The organism is Brachyspira sp. (assembly GCF_050873525.1).
Classification (GTDB): Bacteria; Spirochaetota; Brachyspiria; order Brachyspirales; family Brachyspiraceae; genus Brachyspira.
Genome location: NZ_JBNMIZ010000020.1, coordinates 1 through 21809, shown reverse-complemented (window position 1 = coordinate 21809; position 21809 = coordinate 1). Strand labels below are relative to the sequence as shown.

The window sequence follows — 21809 nt, the reverse complement described above, 5'->3', positions numbered from 1 at the left end:
TTATTATAGAGTATAGAAAAAAATTTTCAATAATTAAATAGATTTGATAGAAAAATTGCAAATAAATCGTTGATTAAAAACAAATTTTATGATATTATATATAGTAATTTTATTTTTGAAAATTTGGAGAATAAAAATGAAAGTTGCAAAATTTGGCGGTTCGTCTTTGGCTAACGCAAATCAAATAAAAAAAGTAGTCGATATTATTCTTGCCGATAACGAAAGGAGAATAATCGTAGTTTCGGCGCCGGGAAAAAGACTCAAAGAAGACACAAAAGTAACCGACCTTCTTATACTTCTTGCCGATTCTATACTTTCGGGAAATGACGGAAATCATGAACTTAAAATAATAATGGAAAGATTTAAAGGAATAATAGAAGAACTATCTTTATCAAACGAACTTTTGGAAGAAATCAATAAAGATATAAAATTAAGAATTTCGGAAGACAAATCTTTAGCCGTTAAATTTAAAGACGGAGTAAAGGCTTTGGGCGAAGATATAAGCGCAAAAATTGTGGCGGCTTATATTAACTCTTTGGGAACTAAAGCAAAATATATAAATCCAAAAGAGGCGGGACTTTTTCTTTCGGAAGAATTTGGAAATGCTACGGTTTTGGAAAAATCTTATAAAAATTTATCGAAATTAAAAAATGAAAGCGCTTTAATAATATTTCCGGGATTTTTCGGTTATACGGAGAAAGGCGATGTCGTAACTTTTCCAAGAGGCGGAAGCGATATAACGGGTTCGATTTTGGCAAAAGCCGTCAACGCGGAGATTTACGAAAATTTTACGGATGTTGACGGAGTTTTTGCGGCATCTCCAATAATAATAGATAATCCTAAACTTATAGACGAATTCACATATAGAGAAATGCGAGAGTTGAGTTACGGAGGATTCAATGTTTTGCATCCCGAATCGCTGCAGCCCGTTTATGAAGCAAATATTCCCGTTCATATACTTAATACGAATAATACGGAATCTAAAGGCACGAAAATTGTTGCGGGAAGAGATAAAAGCAAAAATCCAATAGTTGGAGTTTCGGGCGAGTCGGACTTTTCATGTTTGTATGTGAGCAAATATTTAATGAATAGAGAAGTCGGATTCGGCAGAAAACTTTTGGAAATAATAGAAAACGAAAATATTCCTTATCAGCATGCTCCTTCGGGAATAGATAATATTTCGGTAATCGTTAGAAATTCGGCGATAACTCCCGAAAAAGAAAAAAGAATATACGAAAGAGTGAGAGACGAGCTTAAAGTCGATAATGTTTTTTTCGACCATGAACTTGCCTTAATCATGCTTGTCGGCGAAGGCATGCAGGAAACAATAGGAACTTCGGCTAAAGCGATGCAATCTATGGAAAAGGCAAAAGTCAATATTGAAATGCTTAACCAAAGTATAAGCGAAGCGAGTATTATGATTGGCGTAAAACAAAAAGATTTGAATAAAGCAATAAAATCTCTGTATCAAACTTTTTTTGAGAATTAAAAATTCGTTAATTTTTTATAATTTATAAATTCTTTATTATAATTTGCTTTTTTCATAATTTGATTTATTATATAGTGAATATATTTTATGGAGTTATTATGACATATTCGGAAGCCGCAAAAATAGTTTTAGAGCAAAGCGAAGTTCCAATGAGAGTTGATGATATTTGGAATAAAGCTATTGAATTAGGATTAGATAAGGAAATAGAAAAAACATTAGACGGTAAAATGAGTAAAACGCCCGTTGCAAGTTTAGGGGCAAAAATATACACGGAAATAAAATACAATCCTAACGACACAATATTTATAAAAACAGGCAAAGGAAAATTCTTTTTAAAAAGCAAAATCGATAATAATAATCAAAATATAATAGTAGAAGAAGATAATGATGAAGATAGCGATGACGATACGATAAATAATCAAACGACTAACGCAAATAAAATATTCGAAGCGGATTTGCATAAACCGTTAACTCAATTTTTAAATTCAATGAAAATATATTCCAAAACTATAAACGCAAACGCTACGGATGTAAGCATAAAAGGTAAAATGAGATGGGGAACTCCCGATATTGTCGCCGTAACATTTAAAGATTATATTAATAAACCGATTTTAGAATTATTTAATCATATAAATTTACCGACAACTCAAATATACGCTTACGAGTTAAAAGTAGAACTTAAATTAAATAATTTAGTGCAACATTATTTTCAAACTTTGTCAAATTCTGGTTGGGCTAATGAGGCTTGGCTTGTGGCTAAAGATATTGATGTAGATAATTTGGATTTAATGGAAGAGTTAAAGAGACTTAATCAATCTTTCGGAGTTGGGATAATTCATTTAAATTACGATAATCCCGAAGATTCAAATATATTATTTTCGGCTCAAAAAAGAGCTTATTTGGATATTGAAACTATGGATAAATTATGCCAAAACGAACAGTTTAAAGATTTTATAGACGATGTTAATGAAATTTTAGACGCACCGACAAAATCAAAAAATAATATTATATACGGCATGATAAAAAATAATAGATTAAATAATCCAAATTAACTATAGATTAACGCGTAAATTTGTATATACTTAATATATAACTTAATTTTATTTCTTAAATCAAGGAGTTTTTTATGGCAAACGAAAATTATAAAGATAAAAAAGACAAAGATTATTTGGAGCTTCTTTCAAAAAATTATCCGACTATTGACGATGCTTCGGTTGAAATAATAAACTTAAAAGCTATTTCGCAGCTTCCGAAAGGAACGGAATATTTTTTAAGCGATATACATGGAGAATCGGAAGGATTCGAATATTTGCTCGGAACTTCTTCGGGCGTTATAAGAGAAAAAATAGAATTATTATTCAAAAATACTTTGCCCGAAAACGAAAGAGTGGAACTTCAAATATTAATCGTAGACACGAAAAATCTTATAAATCAAAAATCGGCAAGAGAAGATTTTAACGATTGGTGCAGAATAACGATTTATAGATTAATAAGAATTTGCAAAGTGGTTATAAGCAAATATACTCGTTCAAAAATTAGAAAAAAAATGCCTTCAAATTTTTCATACATATTGGACGAACTTCTTCAAACTGGAAACGAAGAAAATAAAGAAAATTATTATTTTTCAATAATTGATTCAATAATAGAACTTGCGGCGGAAGAAAAATTTATTATCGCATTATGTCAGTTGATTCGTCAATGTTCTGTTGACAGGCTTCATATAGTCGGCGATATTTACGACAGAGGACCTCATCCCGATAAAGTTATGGAAAGCATAATGACTTTTAACGAAGTCGACATTGCTTGGGGAAATCATGATATTCACTGGCTCGGAGCGGCTAAAGGAAGTTTGATTTGCGTTGCCAATGCGGCTCGTCTTGCAATAAGATATAATAATTTCGATTTGCTCGAATACAGCTACGGAATAAATTTGCGCTCGCTTTCTTCTTTTGCAAACGAAGTTTATAAAGACGACCCTTGCGAAGTTTTTAAGCCGAATACTCTGGATAAAAATATGTATGACGAAGTGGATAAAGATTTGGCGGCTAAAATGCATAAAGCGATTTCTATAATTCAATTTAAATTGGAATGTCAATTAATAAAAAGGCATCCTAATTACGGAATGGACGAAAGAATTTTGCTCGATAAAATAGATTATAAAAATGGAACGATAAAGATTGAGGATAAAGTTTATGAATTGAAAGATAAAAATTTTCCGACTATCAATCCCGAAAAACCTTTTGAATTAACCGAAGAAGAAAATATTTTGATTCAGACTTTGGCTGCTTCTTTTGTAAACAGTCCCGTTTTGCAAAGACATACTAATTATATTTACGATAAGGGCGGAATATATAAAATATTCAATGGCAATTTGCTTTATCATGGTTGCATTCCAACGAAAGAGGACGGAACTTTTGACGATGTTTATATTGACGGACAATATTTATCGGGCATGAAATATTTGAAACAAGTGGAAGATAAAGTGAGAAAGGCTTTTTACTGCGAAGTTGGAAGCGAGGAACAATTAAACGCTCTTGATTACTGCTGGTATTTATGGAGCGGTCCGAAATCTCCGCTATTTGGAAAAAATAAAATGACGACTTTTGAAAGATATTTTATAGAAGATAAAGCGACTCATAAAGAACATTATAATCCGTATTATTATCATATAGAACATAAAGAATATTGCAAAAGCATATTGAAAGAATTTGATTTGGATGTAAATAAATCGCATATCGTAAACGGACATGTTCCCGTAAAAACTCATAAAGGCGAAAGTCCGATAAAAGGCGAAGGAATACTCCTCGTTATAGACGGCGGATTATCGAAAGCATATCATAAAAGCACGGGAATCGGAGGATATACTTTAATATCGAACTCGAATGCCATGATTATTGCCGAACATCGTCCTTTTGCCGAAGTCGTTGAATCGGGTTTTAGAATCTCGCCGAAAACTACGATAGTGGAAAGATTTAATAAAAGAATCACTGTCGGCGAAACTGATACTGGAAAGGCGCTTGAAAAAAGAATATCCGATTTATCCGAACTTTTAGACGCCTACAAAAGCGGAATAGTAAAAGAGAAGAGAGAATAGAAAATTAAAGTTTGTTAATAACCATAGGCAATGACAGATTTTATATTTGTCATTACGAGGGCAGAGCCAAGTAATCTACAAAAAATAAATTTTATTATTTTGGATAGCTTCGCTTTCTCACAAAAGCTCGCAATGACGATGGAAAATAAACGGCTTGCAATGACTTATTTTATTATTACGAAAACTTGACATTACGGATTTTATTAAAAAAATCATTAACATAACTTAAAAAATTTCGATAATTATTAATAATGAATAATAATAAATTTTTTTAATCAATGAAGAATTTATTAATTTTAAATTAAAAAACCGTTGACATAATATTAAAAATTTGTTATTATTTTTATATTACAAATCGAAAGGGTATTTTTATGGAAAACCGATTAACGAAAAATTTATTGACGAACGCTATTTTATTTATTTTCTTTATTTTTGTATTTATTCAAGCCTGCGGACCAACTCCAGCAACCGCTATGACGGATACAACTCAAACTCCTATAGCATCAGGTAAAAGTTATACAAGCGAGGAGCCAATTTTAGGAACAGGGGTAAATTTGACTATTAGCGGTCTTTCTGCGCTTTCTGTTAAGGTAGGTATTAAAACTAATAACGCAACAACATCATCAGATGTAACATTAACGAATATTTCGGGAGATTCTGGAAATTACACCTATGGAAATAATGAAATGACTTTATCGGTAACTGTCGCGGATGCCAGCGCTATAACGGTAAATCTTACGAGGCTTAAAGCTCCATATCTTTTACTAGAAAATATTACATGTGTTAGTGGTAATCCTTGATATATAATAATATTTATTTCGAGACAAAATTTATGAAAAGAATATTTTATATATTTATATTCATATTTGTTATGATTTTATCCTGCGTCTCTTATGTGGAAACTCCCATTGTAAATAGAGACGGAACTTATACTGGAAATCAGCCTACTTTACAAAAACGCGCTTTGCAAATAATTATCAGCGGAGGCGGTTTCAATATGGGATATGTGAATACTAACGGCGGGACATTAACCACTGGAAAGAGCTATACGGTATATGCCACGAATATAACGGGAGTCGACCCTAATTATAGTTTTCAAAACAGCAAAGGAGCGGGAACTTTGAAATTTGTAACTGATAATAAAGTTATAGTGACATTTAGAGAATTGATTCCCGATTATTATACAATCGGCGAAACCGTATGCACTAAACAGCCGTAAATAAAACGGTTTTTTATAAATAAAAATGTCATTGCGAGATTTGTTCTACAAATCGAAGCAATAATATAGTGGATTGCCACGCTCACTCTGTGTGCCTTTGGCAACGCTCGCAATGACTTGCATTTTTTGTCATTACGAGGGCTTTAGCCCGAAGTAATCAATTAATGGGATTATTTCGTAATGATAAGTAAATAGATTAAGGAATTTTGAAAAATTACGATAATAAATAATAATGCGGAGATTTTTTATATATGAAGAGATTGATTTTTTTGATTTTTACACTCATTTGCGGAATTATTTTATATACTTGCGCCTCTCCTTTAATGGTTGATAGTTTACCAACTGATACTTATTATAGTAGCAAAGCAATAATGAATGACATTTTTTTAGGCGTTAATGTAACTAGTTCTCAAATCATTGTAGGATTTACTGCTAAAGGAACAACCCCAAACACAAGCGATGCCGAAACAGTTAGTATAACTGACTCAGAAACTGGAAATGCAATCTCTGGAACTTATCCGAATATTAGCTTTCAAAACGGACTCATTTCTGGAAGTATAAGATTTATTAGCGATGAACAAATTAAAATATCTTTTCAGCAAAGAATTTATCCTTATACTAAAATGTGGGATGTTATTTGTGAAAAAAATAATGCTACCCCATAAAATAACTTTGATTATTTTGTTGTAAAATGTTATAAATAGTTTATAAAATAATTGAGAATTTGCCCGCTTCAGTTAATTTTGTCGCGGGTTTAATTTTTATCTAAATTAATTTAAGATTTTGATAAATAAAATAGTTTTGTTATTTTTAAGTTTATTTTAATTTTTATAAATTAAAGTTATGCAGTTTACGGATTTCATCAACTCAAATAATTAACATGCAAATCGTTTTAGCATGAAAATAGTTTTTAAAATTATAGTTTTTTCCCGTCTGGACGCAGTTCGCGAATTTCTTCAACGCTTAAGCCTGTAGCCTTGCTTATTGATGCGTCATCCATGTTCATTTGTTTTAAGGTTTTGGCTATTGAAATCGCTTTATTTTCTTCGCCAGTTTTTATACCTTCAAGTTTGCCTTGCAATCTTTCCTCGCTTAAAGTGAGCATTCTAAAATAATTTTCTTCCCATTCTGTGTAGCCTTCCGTCAAATCGTCATTTTTTACAAACTTATTGTATTTGTCATAAATTTCTTTCATTATGGGATTTTTTTCTACTAAAACCTTCATCGTATCCTCCAAATCTTTTTTAATATTTAAAAATTTAAACCAATCAGCAAGCGGTTCGTATAAATTTGATTTTTCATTAAATTTTTTAAGTTCCAAAAAATGCATTTCAAAATGATTAGTCAATATTTCGTTTGTGTCATATTCTTTTATAAAATAGCAACTGTGAGGCTTATCTTTATTTTCGGTTAAATTGAAATCCAAAATATTAATGCTAATCACGGGATTTAAATCTTCGTATTTATTTTTTGCTTTCAAATTCGCAGTGTAGCTTTTTGCCCAATAGTAAAGTCCTCGATAAATAAAAGCCTTATTTCCTACTCTTTGAATTTCAATAATAACTGTTTCTCCGCTCTTTGTTTTCGCTCTTACATCAACAATCGTCTCTTTTCCGTTAATTGATTCTTTCAAGTTGAAAGTATTTAAAATAGTTACTTCCTCAAAGCTTTCTTGTCCTGCGTCAATTCTCACGGAATTAATTAAATCTTTTAGAATATTTTGGCTGTCTTCTTTTGCGAGTAGATACCGCATAAAATAATCGTTCAAAACTTTAAAATCTTTTTCAATCATAAGTATATTATAACAGAGTAATTTTATTTGTCAAAAAAGAATTTCTATTATAAATAAAAAAGTGCTTGACGATTTGCAAATAATCGTTATCTTATGGATAGAAAGATTAAATAAACATTCAGGAGGTCATATTATGACGAACAAAAGAACTTTTAAATTCCAACTTTCAACTTTAGTTATTATCGCTTTAATAGCTATGTTGTCCGTAGCTTGTAAAAACAAAGTGACGGCTTCTGCTAATTTATCTACAGAAGCGGGAACGGAAGAAGTTATAGGCGGAGGCGCTGGAGATACGGCTGAAATCGTTGAAGGAACATTTGTTAGCGGCGATTTCAAAGCAACGGTTAAAAACGCTCAAATAACAATCGAATACAAAGACGCGTTTGGCGGACAAGGTCCTTTAGTAATTAATGCCGAAGGTAAAACTCCAATAAAAGCTAAAAACAGCAAAGTCGGATTTAACTTTATAGTAAACGGTGCAAAATTACTTGTAACTGATGCAACGCCTAATTATGATGCTAACGGTAATTTGTCTTCTATATTGTTTGACAGCAAATATGACGGACAAAAATTTGTAGCTAAATTCTAAAATAAGATAAATAATAATTGAAGTTGGATACTAATCATTATTGGGAGTTTTCTCTCAATAATGATTTTTTTATTACGCTTTTTATATTTTTTATTTCAATTAACTTACTTTTCGGCAATATGTTCTGATTGTGGTTTGCGAACTATTTTCTTGGATTACGACATCCGCTCCTTCTCTTCCGTTGAAGTTTACAGTTCCGTTCATAGTTCCCGTTTCAAATGTATAATTATAATCGAAACCTATTATATTGTAAGGACTTATGCTCGCATAATCTTTTCGATTTGAACTGTTAATATTTGTGTCTCCGTCAATGCTTAAATATATGGTTAAAGAACCTGTGGCTACATAAATAAATAAATAAGTCTCTTCGTCTAAAATAGTATCTTCGCTTTGATAATATCCTTTGAATGCATCGGGAACTCCCAAAAATCCTACCGTGCATCCATTGAACGATAAAGCGATAAAAATTAAAATAAATATTGCGAATATTTTTTTCATTAGCAGTAATATCCTCATTACTTTATTACTTTTAACTTTACAAATATTTTCCCGATATTATGTTTATCGGAATTAATATACAAAATTAAAGATTATTTCAAAGAATTACGAAAAATTAAAACGATATAAATTCGCTTGCAAAAATTTATAATAAATGATATATTTGATTTAATAAATTAGAAATTAGATTAGAAAAGAATAAAGATTAAGAAATTAGGAAATTAAATGCCTCAATTAGAAGTAATAGATAAAAGTATAAGCCAAGATATAACCGATTATTCCGTGATACTTGAAACTACAGTTAAAGATATAGAATCTTTCCTGCAAGAGGTCGGAAAAGTATATAGCTTTATAGCCGAAAAATTTCCCGTAATCGAACAGGAAATGAAAAATGAAAACGAAAGAGCGAATATTTTATTATCTTATTTCATAAGCGAAGACGAGGATAAAAAGAAATTTTCGGACGACTTGAAAGAAAATCAAAACGACTTCTTAAAATCTTTCGATAGAATGCAGAAACTTATAGAAAACGACAATATTTTATCGGAAGCTATTATTCAAAATGTGGATAAAATAAATATTGTAGTCGATTCGATAGAAGAGATAAAAAAATTAGCCGACCAGATTAAAGTTTATTCTTTAAATGCGATTGTAATATCTTCCAAACATGGAGCTGGAGGAAAAGCATTCGGAGAAATATCAAAAAATATAATAAATATGTCCGAAAATTCCAACGAACATGCGTCTCAAATGAATAAAATGGGACATGAATTGTTTGAAAGATTTGAAAATTTTAAATCGGAAATTCTTAAAATCAACGAAATTCAAAAAAATAATTTTACAATAATGAAAGAACAGCTATATAAAGAACATAACAATATGGTTAATTCTTTCGCCGCATTTTCAAATTTAATATCGAATATTTTAACGAGAATAGACAACACTTCCGATTATATATTTGAAATAATGATGGTTTTGCCGAGAGAAGACATAATTCGTCAGCAAACGGAACATATAATAGAATCGATAAAATCAATAGTGGAAGAAAATAAAAAATTTGTCGATTATTACGGTTCGATGGTCGAAGATATGGACGCCGAAGAACTGGAAGAAGAAAAAAATAAATTAATAGAACATAAACTGCTCGATTTGCTAACTTTTGACGATTTGGTATTGACTTTAATTATAGAAAATTTTAAATCGATTTACGGAGAGATTAGCGATACGAATTCTTTTATTTATAAGAACTTGAAAGAGTTTGAAGAAATTTTAGCCGATATTTCGTTGGACAGAGATACTATAGTGGAATATATGATAGGAACGGAATCGGGAAAATCGGAATTTCCTTTTACCGTATCAAATTCCATATTTACCGAATATACAAACTTTATTAATCTTTATATGGAAAATTTTCAAATATCCCTTACGAATAAATATAAAATATCCGACAATAATACTACGATAATCGACTCTATAGAAGAATTGGAAAATATGTTTACGGAAACAAAAAATATAGCGAGAGCTTTTAACTCGATTAATTTTTTATCGAAAATAGAACTTGAAAAAAACGCTGATGTTTTCACGGATTCTCAAACATTTTCTATAGAAAGTATCGAATCAATAGCTGCAAATATTACGGAAACGGTGGATAAATGTTTGGAACAATTCAAAGACATTAAAGCGGATATAATAGTTTCTATAAATAAATTTAAAACGAATATAAAATCTCAATCCAACGAACATGATTTTATAGAATCTATGACGGGAAATGTTAATAAAAGGCTCGAAGAATCAAAATCGATAATAGACGGAAATGTAAAAAGACTTGAAAGTCATGCTAAAGAATTATTCGTTTTGATAGACAAGACTTTAATCGATTTGAGTTCTTTAAATACTTTGATGTCGAAAATAGACGAAATTAACGATATTTTTGATAAAATGAGAAATATTATAAAAGAAAAGAAAGACAAATATTATACTTCTTTAGGAATTGAAAACTGGAAAATAGAAAGTGATAAATATTGGGATATAATAAATTCATACACGATAAAGAAAGAGAGAATGATTGCGAATAGTATTTTATCTGGAGAAAACGCGCCAAATGTCGATATAAATATAGAAGAAGGAGCCGACAGCGGCGATTTTACTTTATTTTAATTTAAGATAGATTTATAATAATTATAAATCTTTGGAGGTATTAAAATGTCCGTTATGGAATTAGACGATAATCTTAATGTTAGGACTATGGGAAAATATTTTAAAAATGTTTTTAAAGCCGCAAATTATAACGAGGATATTACGGTAAAATTTCCCGAAGGTTCTAATGTCGATTTGGCGGGGCTTCAAATACTTTACGCGGTAAAAAAAGAACTTGATAAAAATCAAAAAAAACTTATAGTTGAAGGACTTGATAATTTATTTATTGAATATTTAAATAATTAAAATTTGTAATATAAATTAAATAAGAGGTTAAATATATGGCTAAAACAATACTGATAGTTGACGATTCAAATACGGCAAGAGCGTCCGTTGAATATACTTTAAAAAAAGGCAGTTATGAGGTTCTATCGGCGGACGATGGAACTACGGGTTTGGATGTATTGGGCAAATCTCCGACTATAGATATGATAATAACGGACCTTAATATGCCTAAAATGGACGGAATAGAATTTATAAAGAATGTTAGGAAATTCGACCAATATAAATACACTCCTATTCTTATGCTTACTACCGAATCGCAAGACGAAAAGAAAATGGAAGGAAAAGCTGCGGGCGCAAGCGGTTGGCTCGTAAAACCGTTTAATCCTACTCAGCTTTTGGATGTTGTTAAAAGATTCTTGAATTAATAATATTTATTTATTTTAAATTTAAGAATTTATAAAAGAGAGGATGATAATATATGTTTGATAGCGATGAATTTATCTCGATATTCTTAAGCGAAGCCAATGAAATAGTAGAAGGTTTGGAAAACGATTTGGTTTTACTAGAAGACAATAAAAGCGATGAAGACTTATTAAATAAAATATTTAGAAGCGCGCATACTTTAAAATCTTCCGCTGGAACGGTTGGATTTACAACAATGAGCGAATTAAACCATGTCGCGGAAAATTTGCTTGAAAAAGTAAGAAGCGGTAAACTGGATGTAACTCCTAAAATGATAACCGTTTTGCTTGAATTTTTGGATACCGTTAAAATAATGCTTCAAAATATTATAGACGGAAAAGGCGAAGCCGAAGGAGTCGATAATATAGAATCGTTAAAGGCAAAAATTAAAGCGATAGCGGACGGAAATGAAGATATTGAAACAGAGGCTCAGCCTAAAAAAGAAACTCCTAAAACGGAAGAACCTAAAGAAACTGCAAAAGAAGAAGTCAAAACAGAAGAGCCTGAAAAATCTGGCGGCGCAAATGTATTTCATATAGATATGGGTTTTAAGGCTACTATTTTTGACAACGGAATAGACCCTCTTATGTTTTTAAACGACTTAAAAGCCATAGGAACTATAAAAAATTTAAAAATAGATTATTCAAATGTTCCTCCAATTTCGGCGTTGGAAGACCCTTATACATGCTATACTCAATTTTCGTTGGAACTCGAAACTAATTCTACTATAGAGCAGGTTCAAAATATATTTTTATTCGTAATAGACGATAACGATATTAATATTTCGGAAGCCAAAGACGGCGCTCAAGAAGTTAAAACCGCTCCTCAACCAGAAGCCGCTACCGAAACTAAAAAAGAAGAAACTCCCGCCGAAGCTCCAAAAGAAACTAAACAAGAGGAAACGAAAACTGAGCAGGCAAAACCTCAAGCTCCCGCTCAAAAATCTTCTTCGGCAAAAGTGCAAGCTCCTTCCACGGTTCGTGTCGATACGAGAAAATTAGATAGTTTAATGAATTTAATCGGAGAATTAGTTATAGCTCAATCGAGAATAATGCAGCTTACTCAAAGTTTGGATATAGACAACGGACTCAAAGAAGCGGTAAGTTCGATGGATAGAACTTCAAGGCAGATACAAGAAGAAGTTATGAATATTCGTATGATGCCAGTGGGACCTATTTTCAATCAATTCCATAGATATGTTAGAGATTTGAATTTGGAATTGAATAAAGAAGTAAAACTCGTTCTTAAAGGGGAAACTACCGAAATAGATAAAAATATGTTGGAACAGCTTTCCGACCCTCTTAAACATATTATAAGAAATTCTATGGACCATGGAATAGAAAAAACTAAAGAAATAAGAATTGAAAGAGGAAAACCTGAATTTGGAACTATAACGATGTCGGCGGCTCACCAAGAAGGGCATGTCGTAATAGAAGTTTCGGACGATGGAAACGGATTAAATAAAGAAAGGATTTATAATAAGGCGATTGAAAAAGGTTTGCTTTCAAAAGACGGAAAATATACCGATGCGGAAATATATAGAACGATATTCAGCCCGGGACTTTCTACCGCCGAAAAAATAACCGACATATCGGGCAGAGGCGTAGGTATGGATGTGGTTAGAGCGAATGTGGAAAAAATGAAAGGAAAAATAGAAATAAAATCAGAAGAAGGAAAGGGAAGCACATTCATAATAAAATTGCCTTTGACTTTGGCTATAATAGAAGGAATTACTTTCGCTTTGGGCGAACAGATATATATAATGCCTTTAATATCTATTATAGAACAAATGAAAGTAAAAAACGAGCAGATAAAACCTTTTGAAGGCAAGGGCGAGATGATAAAAATCAGAGACGAATATTTGCCTTTAATAAGACTTCATAAAGTATTCGATATAGACACTCAAGTTGATGATATAGATAAAGGCATAGTTGTCGTTGTGGAAGCGGGATATAGAAGATGCGCGATATTTGTAGACGAATTATTAGACCAGCAGCAAGTGGTTATTAAATCTTTGGATTCTGCATTCAGTAAGCATTCTGGAATTTCAGGCGGCACTATACTTGGAGACGGAAGAATAGCGCTTATTATAGATATACAGGGACTAGTTAATATATCTTTACAGGGAAAAATTAACAATGTCTAAAATGTGCAAAATGTGTAAATTAATAATATTATTAAGGATTAAATTATGATAGACAATCAAAATCAAAAAATTAATTCGGCTAATATACCTCAAGTTGGAAGTTTGGAAAATGAAGAAAATATTACCACAGAGGCGAGTCAGCAGTTTTTGGTATTCAAAATAGATAACGAAGAATACGCTCTCGATGTTTTAAGTATAGAAAGTATAGTAAGCGTTACAAATATTACTCCCGTTCCTGGAAGTCCAAAATATATGAGAGGGCTTATTAATTTAAGAGGAAATATTTTGCATGTTGTAGATATAAGAATAAGATTCGGACTCGAAAGAAGAGACGACCGCTCGATAGAAGACGATGTTATTATAGTAATATCGAATGCAAATAGAAGATTCGGAATATTGGCGGATATGGTAAGCGATGTTATAACTGTATTTGAAAGTCAGATAACCGAAACTCCGATTGACAATATGAGGGGACTTCAAATATCTAATGTTATAAGACTTGAAAATAAAATAGTTATGGTTTTGCCTATAGACGATATAGTAAAATCGAACGAAGAAATTAATAAAACTATACAATAATTTAATTTAGGTTTTGATTATGGAAGAATTAAACTCTCGTATGCCGTCTTTAACCGACTCCGAATTTTCCGAATTGGTTAAAATTATATACGATAAAACCCGCATTCAAATGACGGAACATAAAAGAGCTTTGGTTAATGCGAGAATAAGCAAAAGATTAAGAGCTTTGCATATGGATACTTTTAAGGAATATATAGATTCTTTAAAAAACGCTTCCGATGACGAAGAAGTTACAAATTTTATAAACGCCGTCACCACAAATAAAACCGATTTTTTTAGAGAAAATAAACATTTTGAATATATGAAAAGTAATTTTTTGCCAGCTTGGGAAAAATCTTACAAAGAGGGCAAAGTTCAAAACTTAAGAATATGGTCCGCTGCATGTTCTACGGGAGAAGAACCTTATACTATAGCGATGACTTTGCATGAATATTTCGGCGAAAGATACGATAAATACGATATTAAAATTTTGGCAAGCGATATCGATACAAATGTTTTATCTCATGCGATGCGCGGAATATATAAAGAGGAATCGGTAGAACCTATAGCAAACAGCATTTTAAGGAAATATTTTCTTAAAGGTTCGGGCGAAAACGAAGGATTTTATAAAGTAAAAACCGTTTTGCAAAAAGATTTATTTTTTAGACAGCTTAATTTTAAAGAAGCGGATTTTAATATTCATACGATGTTCGATTTGATTTTTTGCAGAAATGTTATAATATATTTCGATAAAGAATTTCAAAAGGAATTATTTTTGAAATTTTATAAATATATGAAAGAAGACAGCTTGGTATTTATAGGACATTCGGAAACTTTATTTGGAATATCGGATAAATTTAAATATGTATCAAGCAATATATATAAAAAAATTTAGATAAAAAGATTTATACAATTAGATAAGGGATTAATATTTATGGTAGATTTTCCATCCGCCGCCGATAGCAGTTTTAAGCGCATTACGATATATATAGGAGGCTATTATGCCGCCAAAGAACCTGCCGTAATTAAAACCGTTTTGGGAAGTTGTATTGCAGTTTGTCTTTTTGAAAATAAATTAAAATTCGGCGGTATGAACCACTTTATGCTCCCAGAAATGAAAGAATGGGAAAAACCCGAAGAAGATTATAATCATACGAGATATGGGCTTTTCGCTATGGAAGTTTTGATTAACCAGATATTAAAACTTGGCGGTAAAAAAGAAAATCTTACGGCAAAAATATTTGGAGGCGGACATGTTCTTACGGGAATGACAAGCAATTTGCTTCAAATACCCGATAAAAATATTAAATTCGCCAAAAAGTTTTTAGCTGAAGAAAAAATACCTATTATCAGCGAAGATATAGGAGGCTCGTGGCCCAGAAAAGTGTTTTTTTTCAATACGGAAAACAGAGTTTTAATGAAGAAAATGGAAACTCAAACTAAAGAATTCTCCGTAGAACAGGAAGTAAAATACTCGAAAAGTTTGCAAAACAAAATTGAAGAGAAATCGGATATTACATTGTTTTAATAAATTATTAAGAATTAGAAGGATTGATATATGTCTAAAATTAAAGTAATGTCAGTAGACGACAGCGCCTTGATTAGGCAGCTGCTAACAAAAATCGTATCTTCCGACCCAGCATTGGAAATGGTTGGAACGGCGGCTAACCCGATACTTGCCGAAAGTAAAATAAAAACCTTAAAACCAGATATTTTAACTTTGGATATTGAAATGCCAGAAATGGACGGCATAACTTATCTAAAAAAACTTATGCTAAATAATCCGATTCCCGTTATTATGTTTAGCTCACTTCTTGAAAAACATAGGGAATTCGCTCTCGATGCTTTGAATATCGGGGCTTTCGATTATGTTATAAAACCTTCCGCAAATGTGAGAGACGGAGTCGAAGAGTTGGCAACGGATTTGGTTGAAAAGATAAAAAATGCCTACGCAAACAGGGCTAAATTCTATAAAAAACATGGAGTTACTATGCCTGTGGAAAGCGGAGAATCTACTATTCATGCTTCTTCGATTAGTTTGGAAGCGCCGCAAACTTCTGGATTTAAAGTGTTTCAAAAAAACAGCGCGGATATTATGCTTCCTCTTACTCCTTCGAGAGAAGTTCCTTTGGATAAAATTATTTTAATAGGTTCTTCTACGGGAGGCACAGAGGCATTGGTTGAATGTTTGAAGAATGTTACTCCTTCAGCTCCTCCAATAGTTATAACTCAACATATGCCCGAACATTTTACCACTTCTTTTGCAAAAAGATTGAATAATGTTCTAAAAATAGAAGTTAGAGAATCGGAAGACGGAATGAGCGTTGGAAGAGGGCAGGCAATTTTATCTCGAGGCGCAAAGCATACTATGATTAAAGTAAAAAATGGAAAATATTATGTGGAAGTGCGAGACGGAGAACCTGTAACTCGACATAGACCTTCGGTTGATGTTTTATTTAGAAGCGGAGCAGTTTATGCGAAAAATAAAGCTATAGGAATAATTCTTACGGGTATGGGAGACGATGGCGCAAACGGGATGAAAGAAATGCATGACGCTGGCGCTTATAATATAGCTCAAAACGAGGAAACTTGCACGGTTTTCGGAATGCCTAAAGAAGCTATAGCCCGCGGCGGAGTTGACGAGATTTTGCCTTTGGATAAAATACTTGCAGCGGCGCTTAAAAAGGCTTAAATTATTGTAAATTGATAAGAATATTTTAGTTTCAATTTATTTTGATTAGGTTCACATAGCTAACTTTTTAGGAAATAGAAATAATAAAAGCTACCTTGTTTGATTAACTTGGTAGTTTTTATTATCTACATATCGTTATTTTTTATTGGATACTATAATTATTTCAACTAATTATTTTATTAATTTACTCGTAATTTATTAAATTTTTTGTTATAATTATATAAATTATTATTTTAGGAATTATGATATATGATGGAACAACCAAAAGTTTATAATACGGAAGAAGAATTAATTAAATGGCTTAAATATGACTTAAAAGAACAAAGAAGAGAAACAGCAGAATTAGAAGAAGCAATTTTAGGGGAAAAAATACCATTAAAAAAAGTAGAAGAAAGGTATTTAACTTTAAATATAGGAATGAAAGCAGAGAATATTAGTGATGATTATATAGAATATATAGAAATAAATTTTGAATTTAACTTAAATGATATAATCTATAAATTATTTGATAAATTATCTTATGAAGATATAGGCTACTATATTAATTGCAATGGATTAATTTTTAATAGCGAAGCCAATTTTTCTAACGCATCATTTAAAAATAAAGTTTTTTTATGGGTAGTAAATTTATTAGAAATGCAAATTTTTCTTGGACTTTATTCAACAATGAAATTAATTTTACTGGAAGTAAATTCATTGGTGGCACAGATTTTTATTATACTTCATTTAATAATAAAGTAAATTTTAATTTTGCTTCATTTAATAATGAAGTTGATTTTTCTCATGCTTCATTTAATAACGAAGTTAATTTTTCCAATTCTATATTTAAGAATAAAGCATACTTTTCTGGGGGGTCATTTGCGAATAAAGTTAATTTTTCTTGGACTCAATTTGATAATGAAGTCAATTTTTCTATCACTACATTTAAAGAAGCAGATTTCCATTTCTCTAAATTTTACGACAAAGTTGATTTTTCTGGAGCTTTATTTGATAATGAAGTTGATTTTTCCAATTCTATATTTAATAATGAAGTCGATTTTTCTAATGTTTCATTTGATAACAAGGTTGATTTTTCTTTTGTTAACTTCAAGAATGAAATTTATTTTTATGGGACTTCATTTAATAATGCATCTTTTACTAGGACTAATTTTTTTAAAAATATATATTTTCATGGTATATCGATATCAGAAAAAATTGAAGTATTAATTGATATGAAATACGACACAGAAATAAAATTTGATAACGTTATATTTGAAAATACTAACTCAAATTTATTTATAGTTAATATTAGTAATTCTAAACTAAATAAAATATCTATAAATAATTCGAATATAGATGGAAAAATTATTTTAAGAAATATAAAAGCAGAAAATATAGATTTAAAAAATGTAAATACTCTTGGTAATTTACATATAATTGGATGTGATTTTGATAAAATATTAAATTCGGGAACGGCAAGGGCATTAAAAAATAACGAATATAAAAAAGCTAATAATATTAAAGCATTAGAATATAGTTCAAAAGAAATAGAAATGCATAAAGAAGAACTAAAAAGAAAAAATAATAAAAGTTATAAAGATTGGGGAGATATTATATCTATTGAATTAAGTTCTTTATATAGCGATAACGGTTTAAATTGGATTAAATCTTTTTTATGCACAATATTATTTCCGACTTTCTTTTTTACATTATCATATAATATCAATTATACACCTATGTTTATGTATATTTTTCTTTCTTTTATATATTTTTTATTTTGTAATTATAATAATAAAAATGACTATAATAATAAAAATATTGAAGAATATATATTTATTTCTACGATTATTTGTTTAGTAGTAGGATTTTCTCAATATATTTATTTTAGAGATACTCAATATATAAAGGAATTATTTAATTTTATAGCTCCAACCGATTTTTCTCAAATATCACATGAAAATGCAGATACAAGTTATATATATAATTGTAAAAGTGGCATAGAAATAATATTTAAAGGAATATTCTATTTTTTAGGAAAAATAGCTTTCTGGTATGGCTCGGTTCAAACGGTTCAATCGTTTAGAAAATTTAGCAAAAAAGAATAAAATTATAAATTAATAATTTATTTTAATAGTGGATTGCCACGCTCACGCTCGCAATGACAAATTAATTTTAATACTAATCAATCTAAAACAAAAAAACAGCGTCCTCCGTTCGCAACACACGAAGAACGCCGAATTATAGTGAAAAATTTAAGAAAGATTGCAAATTAAATTACTTAACTTATTAAAAGCAAGTGAAACTATTGATAAATCATTATTTCTCTTGGCTTTCTCTAATAATTTTTTTATCTCATTATCATCTATCAAACCTATTACTAAATCTAATACTTCATTATCATTCGCTATTAAATCCAAAAAACTTTTACCATCTTTATTTTTAATATTTAAATCTGCTTTATTTTTTATTAAACATATTATTATTTCTGCATTTCCATATATTAAAGCTCGCATTAAAGCGGTATCCCCATTATTATTCTTTGCATTAATATCCGCTCCATTTTTTATTAAATACTTTACTATTTCTAAATTCACATTATATGAAGCATACATTAAAGCAGTCCAACCGCCATCATTCTTTGCATTAATATCTGCTCCTTTTTCCATTAAATATTTTACTACTTCTAAATATCCATAACTTGAAGCCCATATTAAAGGTGTCCAACCATTTTTATCTTTAGTATTAATATCCGCTCCTTTTTCTATTAAACATTCTGCTATATCTATTCGTTTATTATTTGAAGCATACATTAAAGCGCTAAAACCATAATTATCTTTGGCATCTATATCAACTTTTTTTCCTTTTTCCACTTCTGCTAATAGAAGTTTCACTATTCCTAAATCGCCGTTGCTTGAAGCTTCTATTAAAGCTGTAGATTTGCTTTCATTTGGGATATTAATATCAGCTCCCTTTTCTAATAAATATTTTACTGTTTCAGAATGTCCATAACTTGAAGCAATTAATAAAGCTGTAGCGTCATTAACATTTTGAGCATTAATATTTGCACCTTTTTCTATTAAATATTCCGCTATTTCTAATTGTCCGCTATCTAAAGCGCACATTAAAGCTGTATTATCGCCATTATCTTTGGCATCAATACACGCTCCTTTCTCTATTAGTTCTTTTACTTTTACTAAATTACCATCGTAGCAAGCTTTTATTAAATCTAAATCTTCCATTTTTAATATCCTTTATTTTGTAATTTTTAATTTAAATTTAATAATTAGTCTCCTCCGTTCGCAACGCCGAAGAAGACTAACTTTTTAATCTAACTAATTAACTTACAGTGCAGGTAAATACCATGTAACGCCTGTAGTAGCTTCTAATTGAACTAAACCATAAGATGCACTAGTTTTCAACGAATTACCTATAGTTGTTTCAAAATACCATTCAAGGTTTTTCAAAGGTGTAATATAGATTTCCGCATAAACATTGTAGCCCAAACCGTAAACTTCTTTAACATTCTTATCGGCATCGCTTCCAGCTTGGTCAACTTTCAAACCCAATTGAGGTTCTAAATAAAGCGAAACTATATCGGAGTTAGCAGTCAAGCCTAAACCTAACATTAATTGCAAATCCCAAGCGCCTTGTTCCCAAACTGCAGCCACATTATTATAACTGCTTTTCATATATTTAACCGCTTCCACTCTCGTTACATTGTGGTATTTTCCCAATGCGCCGTTATAAGCGAGTTTAACTAAAGGTTGAAGCGCAACTTCTTCCACCATTGAGCCAAAGTAGAATCTAAAATCGAAACCGAACGATTCCATCACTTTACCTTTAGTAGTCGTTCCGCTTGCATTGGTATTATAGGCAACGCTTCCGTATCTCAAATATAATCTAACTTGTGGCAACATTTCGAGTCCCGTATAATATCTGAATTGTGAATCAACGCTTACCGCAGTAACGCTTGATTTATCACCTGCCGAATTTTTATCATTATCAACATAAACTTGAATCGGAATTGCCATTCTAAAAGCGTTATCCAATGCATTCAAAACTAAAACGGGAGTATGAGCCGCCATTTGAACCATTTTTGAGGTTTCTTTACCGTTGAATTTTTGTTTTCTTGGTCCGAGAGTTGCATTATAACCAACTCCGACTCCGATTAAAGAAGAAGTATAAGCAATTCCCATAGATATTGAAGGAATCCAATCATACTCATCTCCAGATGTGCCAGCGCCAGTGGTAGCCTTGATTAACATATCTCCTGCATTTCCACCATAACTGCTGTTATTGTCGAACCCGAAAGTTCCTTTGATTGTGTCGTTGCCAAGAGTAAAACCTAATTGGTCTAATCTCGCTCTGAACTGATTGCCATGCGTGAGGAAGAATATCCAATCCGTATAAACCCCATACATACCAAAAACGCTTGCGCTTGCCATAGAAAGCAAAGCTACTGTTGTTAGAAGAATTTTCTTCATTTTTGTTCTCCTTCGCCAACGCTATGCGCTGACATAAATTTATTTTTTTTTAGTTTTTCTATTAAATAAAAAGCCACAATTAAGATTATTCCAAAAACCGAAAATAAACTTTCCGCCATAATCATTGCGAGAAAATAAATCGTCCCTTTCAAACCCGTCATCGCGAGCCTCGATTGAGGCGAAGCAATCCACACAGAATAGATTACTTCGCTTACGCTCGTAATGACGGATTAATTTGTCAATCCGATTATTTCCATTACGGCAAAAATATTTATTATAGACAAAGGCATAATTTTCACTACGCCTTATTATTTCAAAATTAAATGCATCGAACGAAAATGCATAATTAAAAATTGCAAAATTATTTTTTATTGTCATTGCGAGAC

General features: G+C 31.0%; 22 protein-coding genes. 17 read left to right on the top strand and 5 right to left on the bottom strand.

The annotated features are described in order from the left end of the window. Positions 1 to 136 precede the first annotated feature (136 nt). The 6 genes from ACR0QS_RS02850 (at position 137) to ACR0QS_RS02825 (ending at position 6467) form a co-directional block, all read left to right on the top strand. On the top strand, positions 137 to 1489 hold the full coding sequence (locus ACR0QS_RS02850; protein ID WP_432631940.1) for an aspartate kinase: 1353 nt from the start codon (positions 137 to 139) through the stop codon (positions 1487 to 1489). Between the two features lie 98 nt (positions 1490 to 1587). Next, a complete protein-coding gene (locus ACR0QS_RS02845; protein WP_432631939.1) occupies positions 1588 to 2541 on the top strand; it encodes an HTH domain-containing protein in 954 nt (317 codons plus the stop codon). Positions 2542 to 2615: 74 nt separating this feature from the next. Continuing rightward, positions 2616 to 4583, top strand: coding sequence for a fructose-1,6-bisphosphatase (locus ACR0QS_RS02840; RefSeq protein WP_432631938.1), 1968 nt, complete (start codon positions 2616 to 2618; stop codon positions 4581 to 4583). Positions 4584 to 4954: 371 nt separating this feature from the next. Next, positions 4955 to 5383: a hypothetical protein gene (locus tag ACR0QS_RS02835; protein WP_432631937.1), complete on the top strand. Its 429-nt coding sequence runs from the start codon at positions 4955 to 4957 to the stop codon at positions 5381 to 5383. A 32-nt stretch (positions 5384 to 5415) separates the two neighbouring features. Then, positions 5416 to 5802, top strand: a complete 387-nt coding sequence (locus tag ACR0QS_RS02830) for a hypothetical protein (RefSeq protein ID WP_432631936.1) — start codon at positions 5416 to 5418, stop codon at positions 5800 to 5802. A gap of 251 nt (positions 5803 to 6053) precedes the next feature. Next, entirely contained in the window at positions 6054 to 6467 is a 414-nt protein-coding gene (locus ACR0QS_RS02825) for a hypothetical protein (protein ID WP_432631935.1), read from the top strand. Positions 6468 to 6718: 251 nt separating this feature from the next. Here ACR0QS_RS02825 and ACR0QS_RS02820 read toward each other — a convergent pair whose 3' ends face one another. After that, complete coding sequence (locus ACR0QS_RS02820; protein ID WP_432631934.1) at positions 6719 to 7594, bottom strand: Rpn family recombination-promoting nuclease/putative transposase; 876 nt, start codon at positions 7592 to 7594, stop codon at positions 6719 to 6721. Positions 7595 to 7727: 133 nt separating this feature from the next. Here ACR0QS_RS02820 and ACR0QS_RS02815 point away from each other — a divergent pair, with 133 nt between their 5' ends. Beyond that, complete coding sequence (locus ACR0QS_RS02815) at positions 7728 to 8183, top strand: hypothetical protein (RefSeq protein WP_432631933.1); 456 nt, start codon at positions 7728 to 7730, stop codon at positions 8181 to 8183. Positions 8184 to 8282: 99 nt separating this feature from the next. On the opposite strand, the gene ACR0QS_RS02810 is transcribed toward ACR0QS_RS02815, so the two are convergent. Further along, positions 8283 to 8681 (bottom strand): hypothetical protein, encoded by a 399-nt coding sequence (locus ACR0QS_RS02810; RefSeq protein ID WP_432631932.1) that lies wholly within the window; start codon positions 8679 to 8681, stop codon positions 8283 to 8285. 225 nt (positions 8682 to 8906) lie between these two features. Between ACR0QS_RS02810 and ACR0QS_RS02805 the strand changes: the two genes are divergently transcribed. The 10 genes from ACR0QS_RS02805 to ACR0QS_RS02760 all read left to right on the top strand — a co-directional run bounded on the left by ACR0QS_RS02805 (position 8907) and on the right by ACR0QS_RS02760 (position 19044). Then, a complete protein-coding gene (locus tag ACR0QS_RS02805) occupies positions 8907 to 10838 on the top strand; it encodes a chemotaxis protein (RefSeq protein ID WP_432631931.1) in 1932 nt (643 codons plus the stop codon). A 45-nt stretch (positions 10839 to 10883) separates the two neighbouring features. After that, positions 10884 to 11123: an anti-anti-sigma factor gene (locus tag ACR0QS_RS02800; protein WP_137999305.1), complete on the top strand. Its 240-nt coding sequence runs from the start codon at positions 10884 to 10886 to the stop codon at positions 11121 to 11123. Between the two features lie 35 nt (positions 11124 to 11158). After that, positions 11159 to 11527 carry a response regulator gene (locus ACR0QS_RS02795; protein ID WP_432631930.1) on the top strand — a complete coding sequence of 123 codons (369 nt, stop codon included), beginning with the start codon at positions 11159 to 11161 and terminating at the stop codon, positions 11525 to 11527. Between the two features lie 53 nt (positions 11528 to 11580). Further along, on the top strand, positions 11581 to 13710 hold the full coding sequence (locus tag ACR0QS_RS02790; protein ID WP_432631929.1) for a chemotaxis protein CheA: 2130 nt from the start codon (positions 11581 to 11583) through the stop codon (positions 13708 to 13710). Positions 13711 to 13755: 45 nt separating this feature from the next. Next, a complete protein-coding gene (locus ACR0QS_RS02785; RefSeq protein WP_432631928.1) occupies positions 13756 to 14289 on the top strand; it encodes a chemotaxis protein CheW in 534 nt (177 codons plus the stop codon). Between the two features lie 19 nt (positions 14290 to 14308). Then, a complete protein-coding gene (locus tag ACR0QS_RS02780; protein ID WP_432631927.1) occupies positions 14309 to 15163 on the top strand; it encodes a CheR family methyltransferase in 855 nt (284 codons plus the stop codon). A 39-nt stretch (positions 15164 to 15202) separates the two neighbouring features. Next, positions 15203 to 15796, top strand: a complete 594-nt coding sequence (locus ACR0QS_RS02775; protein ID WP_432631926.1) for a chemotaxis protein CheD — start codon at positions 15203 to 15205, stop codon at positions 15794 to 15796. A gap of 30 nt (positions 15797 to 15826) precedes the next feature. Continuing rightward, the gene (locus ACR0QS_RS02770; RefSeq protein WP_432631925.1) at positions 15827 to 16960 is read left to right on the top strand and encodes a protein-glutamate methylesterase/protein-glutamine glutaminase; all 1134 of its coding nucleotides are present in this window, start codon (positions 15827 to 15829) and stop codon (positions 16958 to 16960) included. 249 nt (positions 16961 to 17209) lie between these two features. After that, entirely contained in the window at positions 17210 to 17701 is a 492-nt protein-coding gene (locus ACR0QS_RS02765) for a hypothetical protein (protein ID WP_432631924.1), read from the top strand. Then, complete coding sequence (locus ACR0QS_RS02760; RefSeq protein ID WP_432631941.1) at positions 17590 to 19044, top strand: pentapeptide repeat-containing protein; 1455 nt, start codon at positions 17590 to 17592, stop codon at positions 19042 to 19044. Before ACR0QS_RS02765 ends, ACR0QS_RS02760 begins: the two co-directional genes overlap by 112 nt. Before the next feature lie 147 nt (positions 19045 to 19191). Here ACR0QS_RS02760 and ACR0QS_RS02755 read toward each other — a convergent pair whose 3' ends face one another. From ACR0QS_RS02755 to ACR0QS_RS02745, 3 genes are all read right to left on the bottom strand, one after another. Then, positions 19192 to 20178: an ankyrin repeat domain-containing protein gene (locus ACR0QS_RS02755; RefSeq protein ID WP_432631923.1), complete on the bottom strand. Its 987-nt coding sequence runs from the start codon at positions 20176 to 20178 to the stop codon at positions 19192 to 19194. Positions 20179 to 20280: 102 nt separating this feature from the next. After that, a complete protein-coding gene (locus ACR0QS_RS02750; protein WP_432631922.1) occupies positions 20281 to 21423 on the bottom strand; it encodes a cell surface protein in 1143 nt (380 codons plus the stop codon). Continuing rightward, positions 21420 to 21617, bottom strand: coding sequence for a hypothetical protein (locus ACR0QS_RS02745; RefSeq protein WP_432631921.1), 198 nt, complete (start codon positions 21615 to 21617; stop codon positions 21420 to 21422). The genes ACR0QS_RS02750 and ACR0QS_RS02745 overlap by 4 nt, the downstream gene beginning before the upstream one ends. Positions 21618 to 21809 lie beyond the last annotated feature (192 nt).

Bases quoted from the DNA above. Each gene is read 5' to 3' on its own strand.
- ACR0QS_RS02815 (WP_432631933.1), top strand. From the start codon at position 7,728: ATGACGAACAAAAGAACTTTTAAATTCCAACTTTCAACTTTAGTTATT.
- ACR0QS_RS02800 (WP_137999305.1), top strand. From the start codon at position 10,884: ATGTCCGTTATGGAATTAGACGATAATCTTAATGTTAGGACTATGGGA.
- ACR0QS_RS02805 (WP_432631931.1), top strand. From the start codon at position 8,907: ATGCCTCAATTAGAAGTAATAGATAAAAGTATAAGCCAAGATATAACC.
- ACR0QS_RS02810 (WP_432631932.1), bottom strand. From the start codon at position 8,681: ATGAAAAAAATATTCGCAATATTTATTTTAATTTTTATCGCTTTATCG.
- ACR0QS_RS02785 (WP_432631928.1), top strand. From the start codon at position 13,756: ATGATAGACAATCAAAATCAAAAAATTAATTCGGCTAATATACCTCAA.
- ACR0QS_RS02850 (WP_432631940.1), top strand. From the start codon at position 137: ATGAAAGTTGCAAAATTTGGCGGTTCGTCTTTGGCTAACGCAAATCAA.
- ACR0QS_RS02770 (WP_432631925.1), top strand. From the start codon at position 15,827: ATGTCTAAAATTAAAGTAATGTCAGTAGACGACAGCGCCTTGATTAGG.
- ACR0QS_RS02775 (WP_432631926.1), top strand. From the start codon at position 15,203: ATGGTAGATTTTCCATCCGCCGCCGATAGCAGTTTTAAGCGCATTACG.
- ACR0QS_RS02835 (WP_432631937.1), top strand. From the start codon at position 4,955: ATGGAAAACCGATTAACGAAAAATTTATTGACGAACGCTATTTTATTT.
- ACR0QS_RS02780 (WP_432631927.1), top strand. From the start codon at position 14,309: ATGGAAGAATTAAACTCTCGTATGCCGTCTTTAACCGACTCCGAATTT.
- ACR0QS_RS02820 (WP_432631934.1), bottom strand. From the start codon at position 7,594: ATGATTGAAAAAGATTTTAAAGTTTTGAACGATTATTTTATGCGGTAT.
- ACR0QS_RS02795 (WP_432631930.1), top strand. From the start codon at position 11,159: ATGGCTAAAACAATACTGATAGTTGACGATTCAAATACGGCAAGAGCG.
- ACR0QS_RS02830 (WP_432631936.1), top strand. From the start codon at position 5,416: ATGAAAAGAATATTTTATATATTTATATTCATATTTGTTATGATTTTA.
- ACR0QS_RS02750 (WP_432631922.1), bottom strand. From the start codon at position 21,423: ATGAAGAAAATTCTTCTAACAACAGTAGCTTTGCTTTCTATGGCAAGC.
- ACR0QS_RS02755 (WP_432631923.1), bottom strand. From the start codon at position 20,178: ATGGAAGATTTAGATTTAATAAAAGCTTGCTACGATGGTAATTTAGTA.
- ACR0QS_RS02765 (WP_432631924.1), top strand. From the start codon at position 17,210: ATGATGGAACAACCAAAAGTTTATAATACGGAAGAAGAATTAATTAAA.
- ACR0QS_RS02845 (WP_432631939.1), top strand. From the start codon at position 1,588: ATGACATATTCGGAAGCCGCAAAAATAGTTTTAGAGCAAAGCGAAGTT.
- ACR0QS_RS02825 (WP_432631935.1), top strand. From the start codon at position 6,054: ATGAAGAGATTGATTTTTTTGATTTTTACACTCATTTGCGGAATTATT.
- ACR0QS_RS02790 (WP_432631929.1), top strand. From the start codon at position 11,581: ATGTTTGATAGCGATGAATTTATCTCGATATTCTTAAGCGAAGCCAAT.
- ACR0QS_RS02840 (WP_432631938.1), top strand. From the start codon at position 2,616: ATGGCAAACGAAAATTATAAAGATAAAAAAGACAAAGATTATTTGGAG.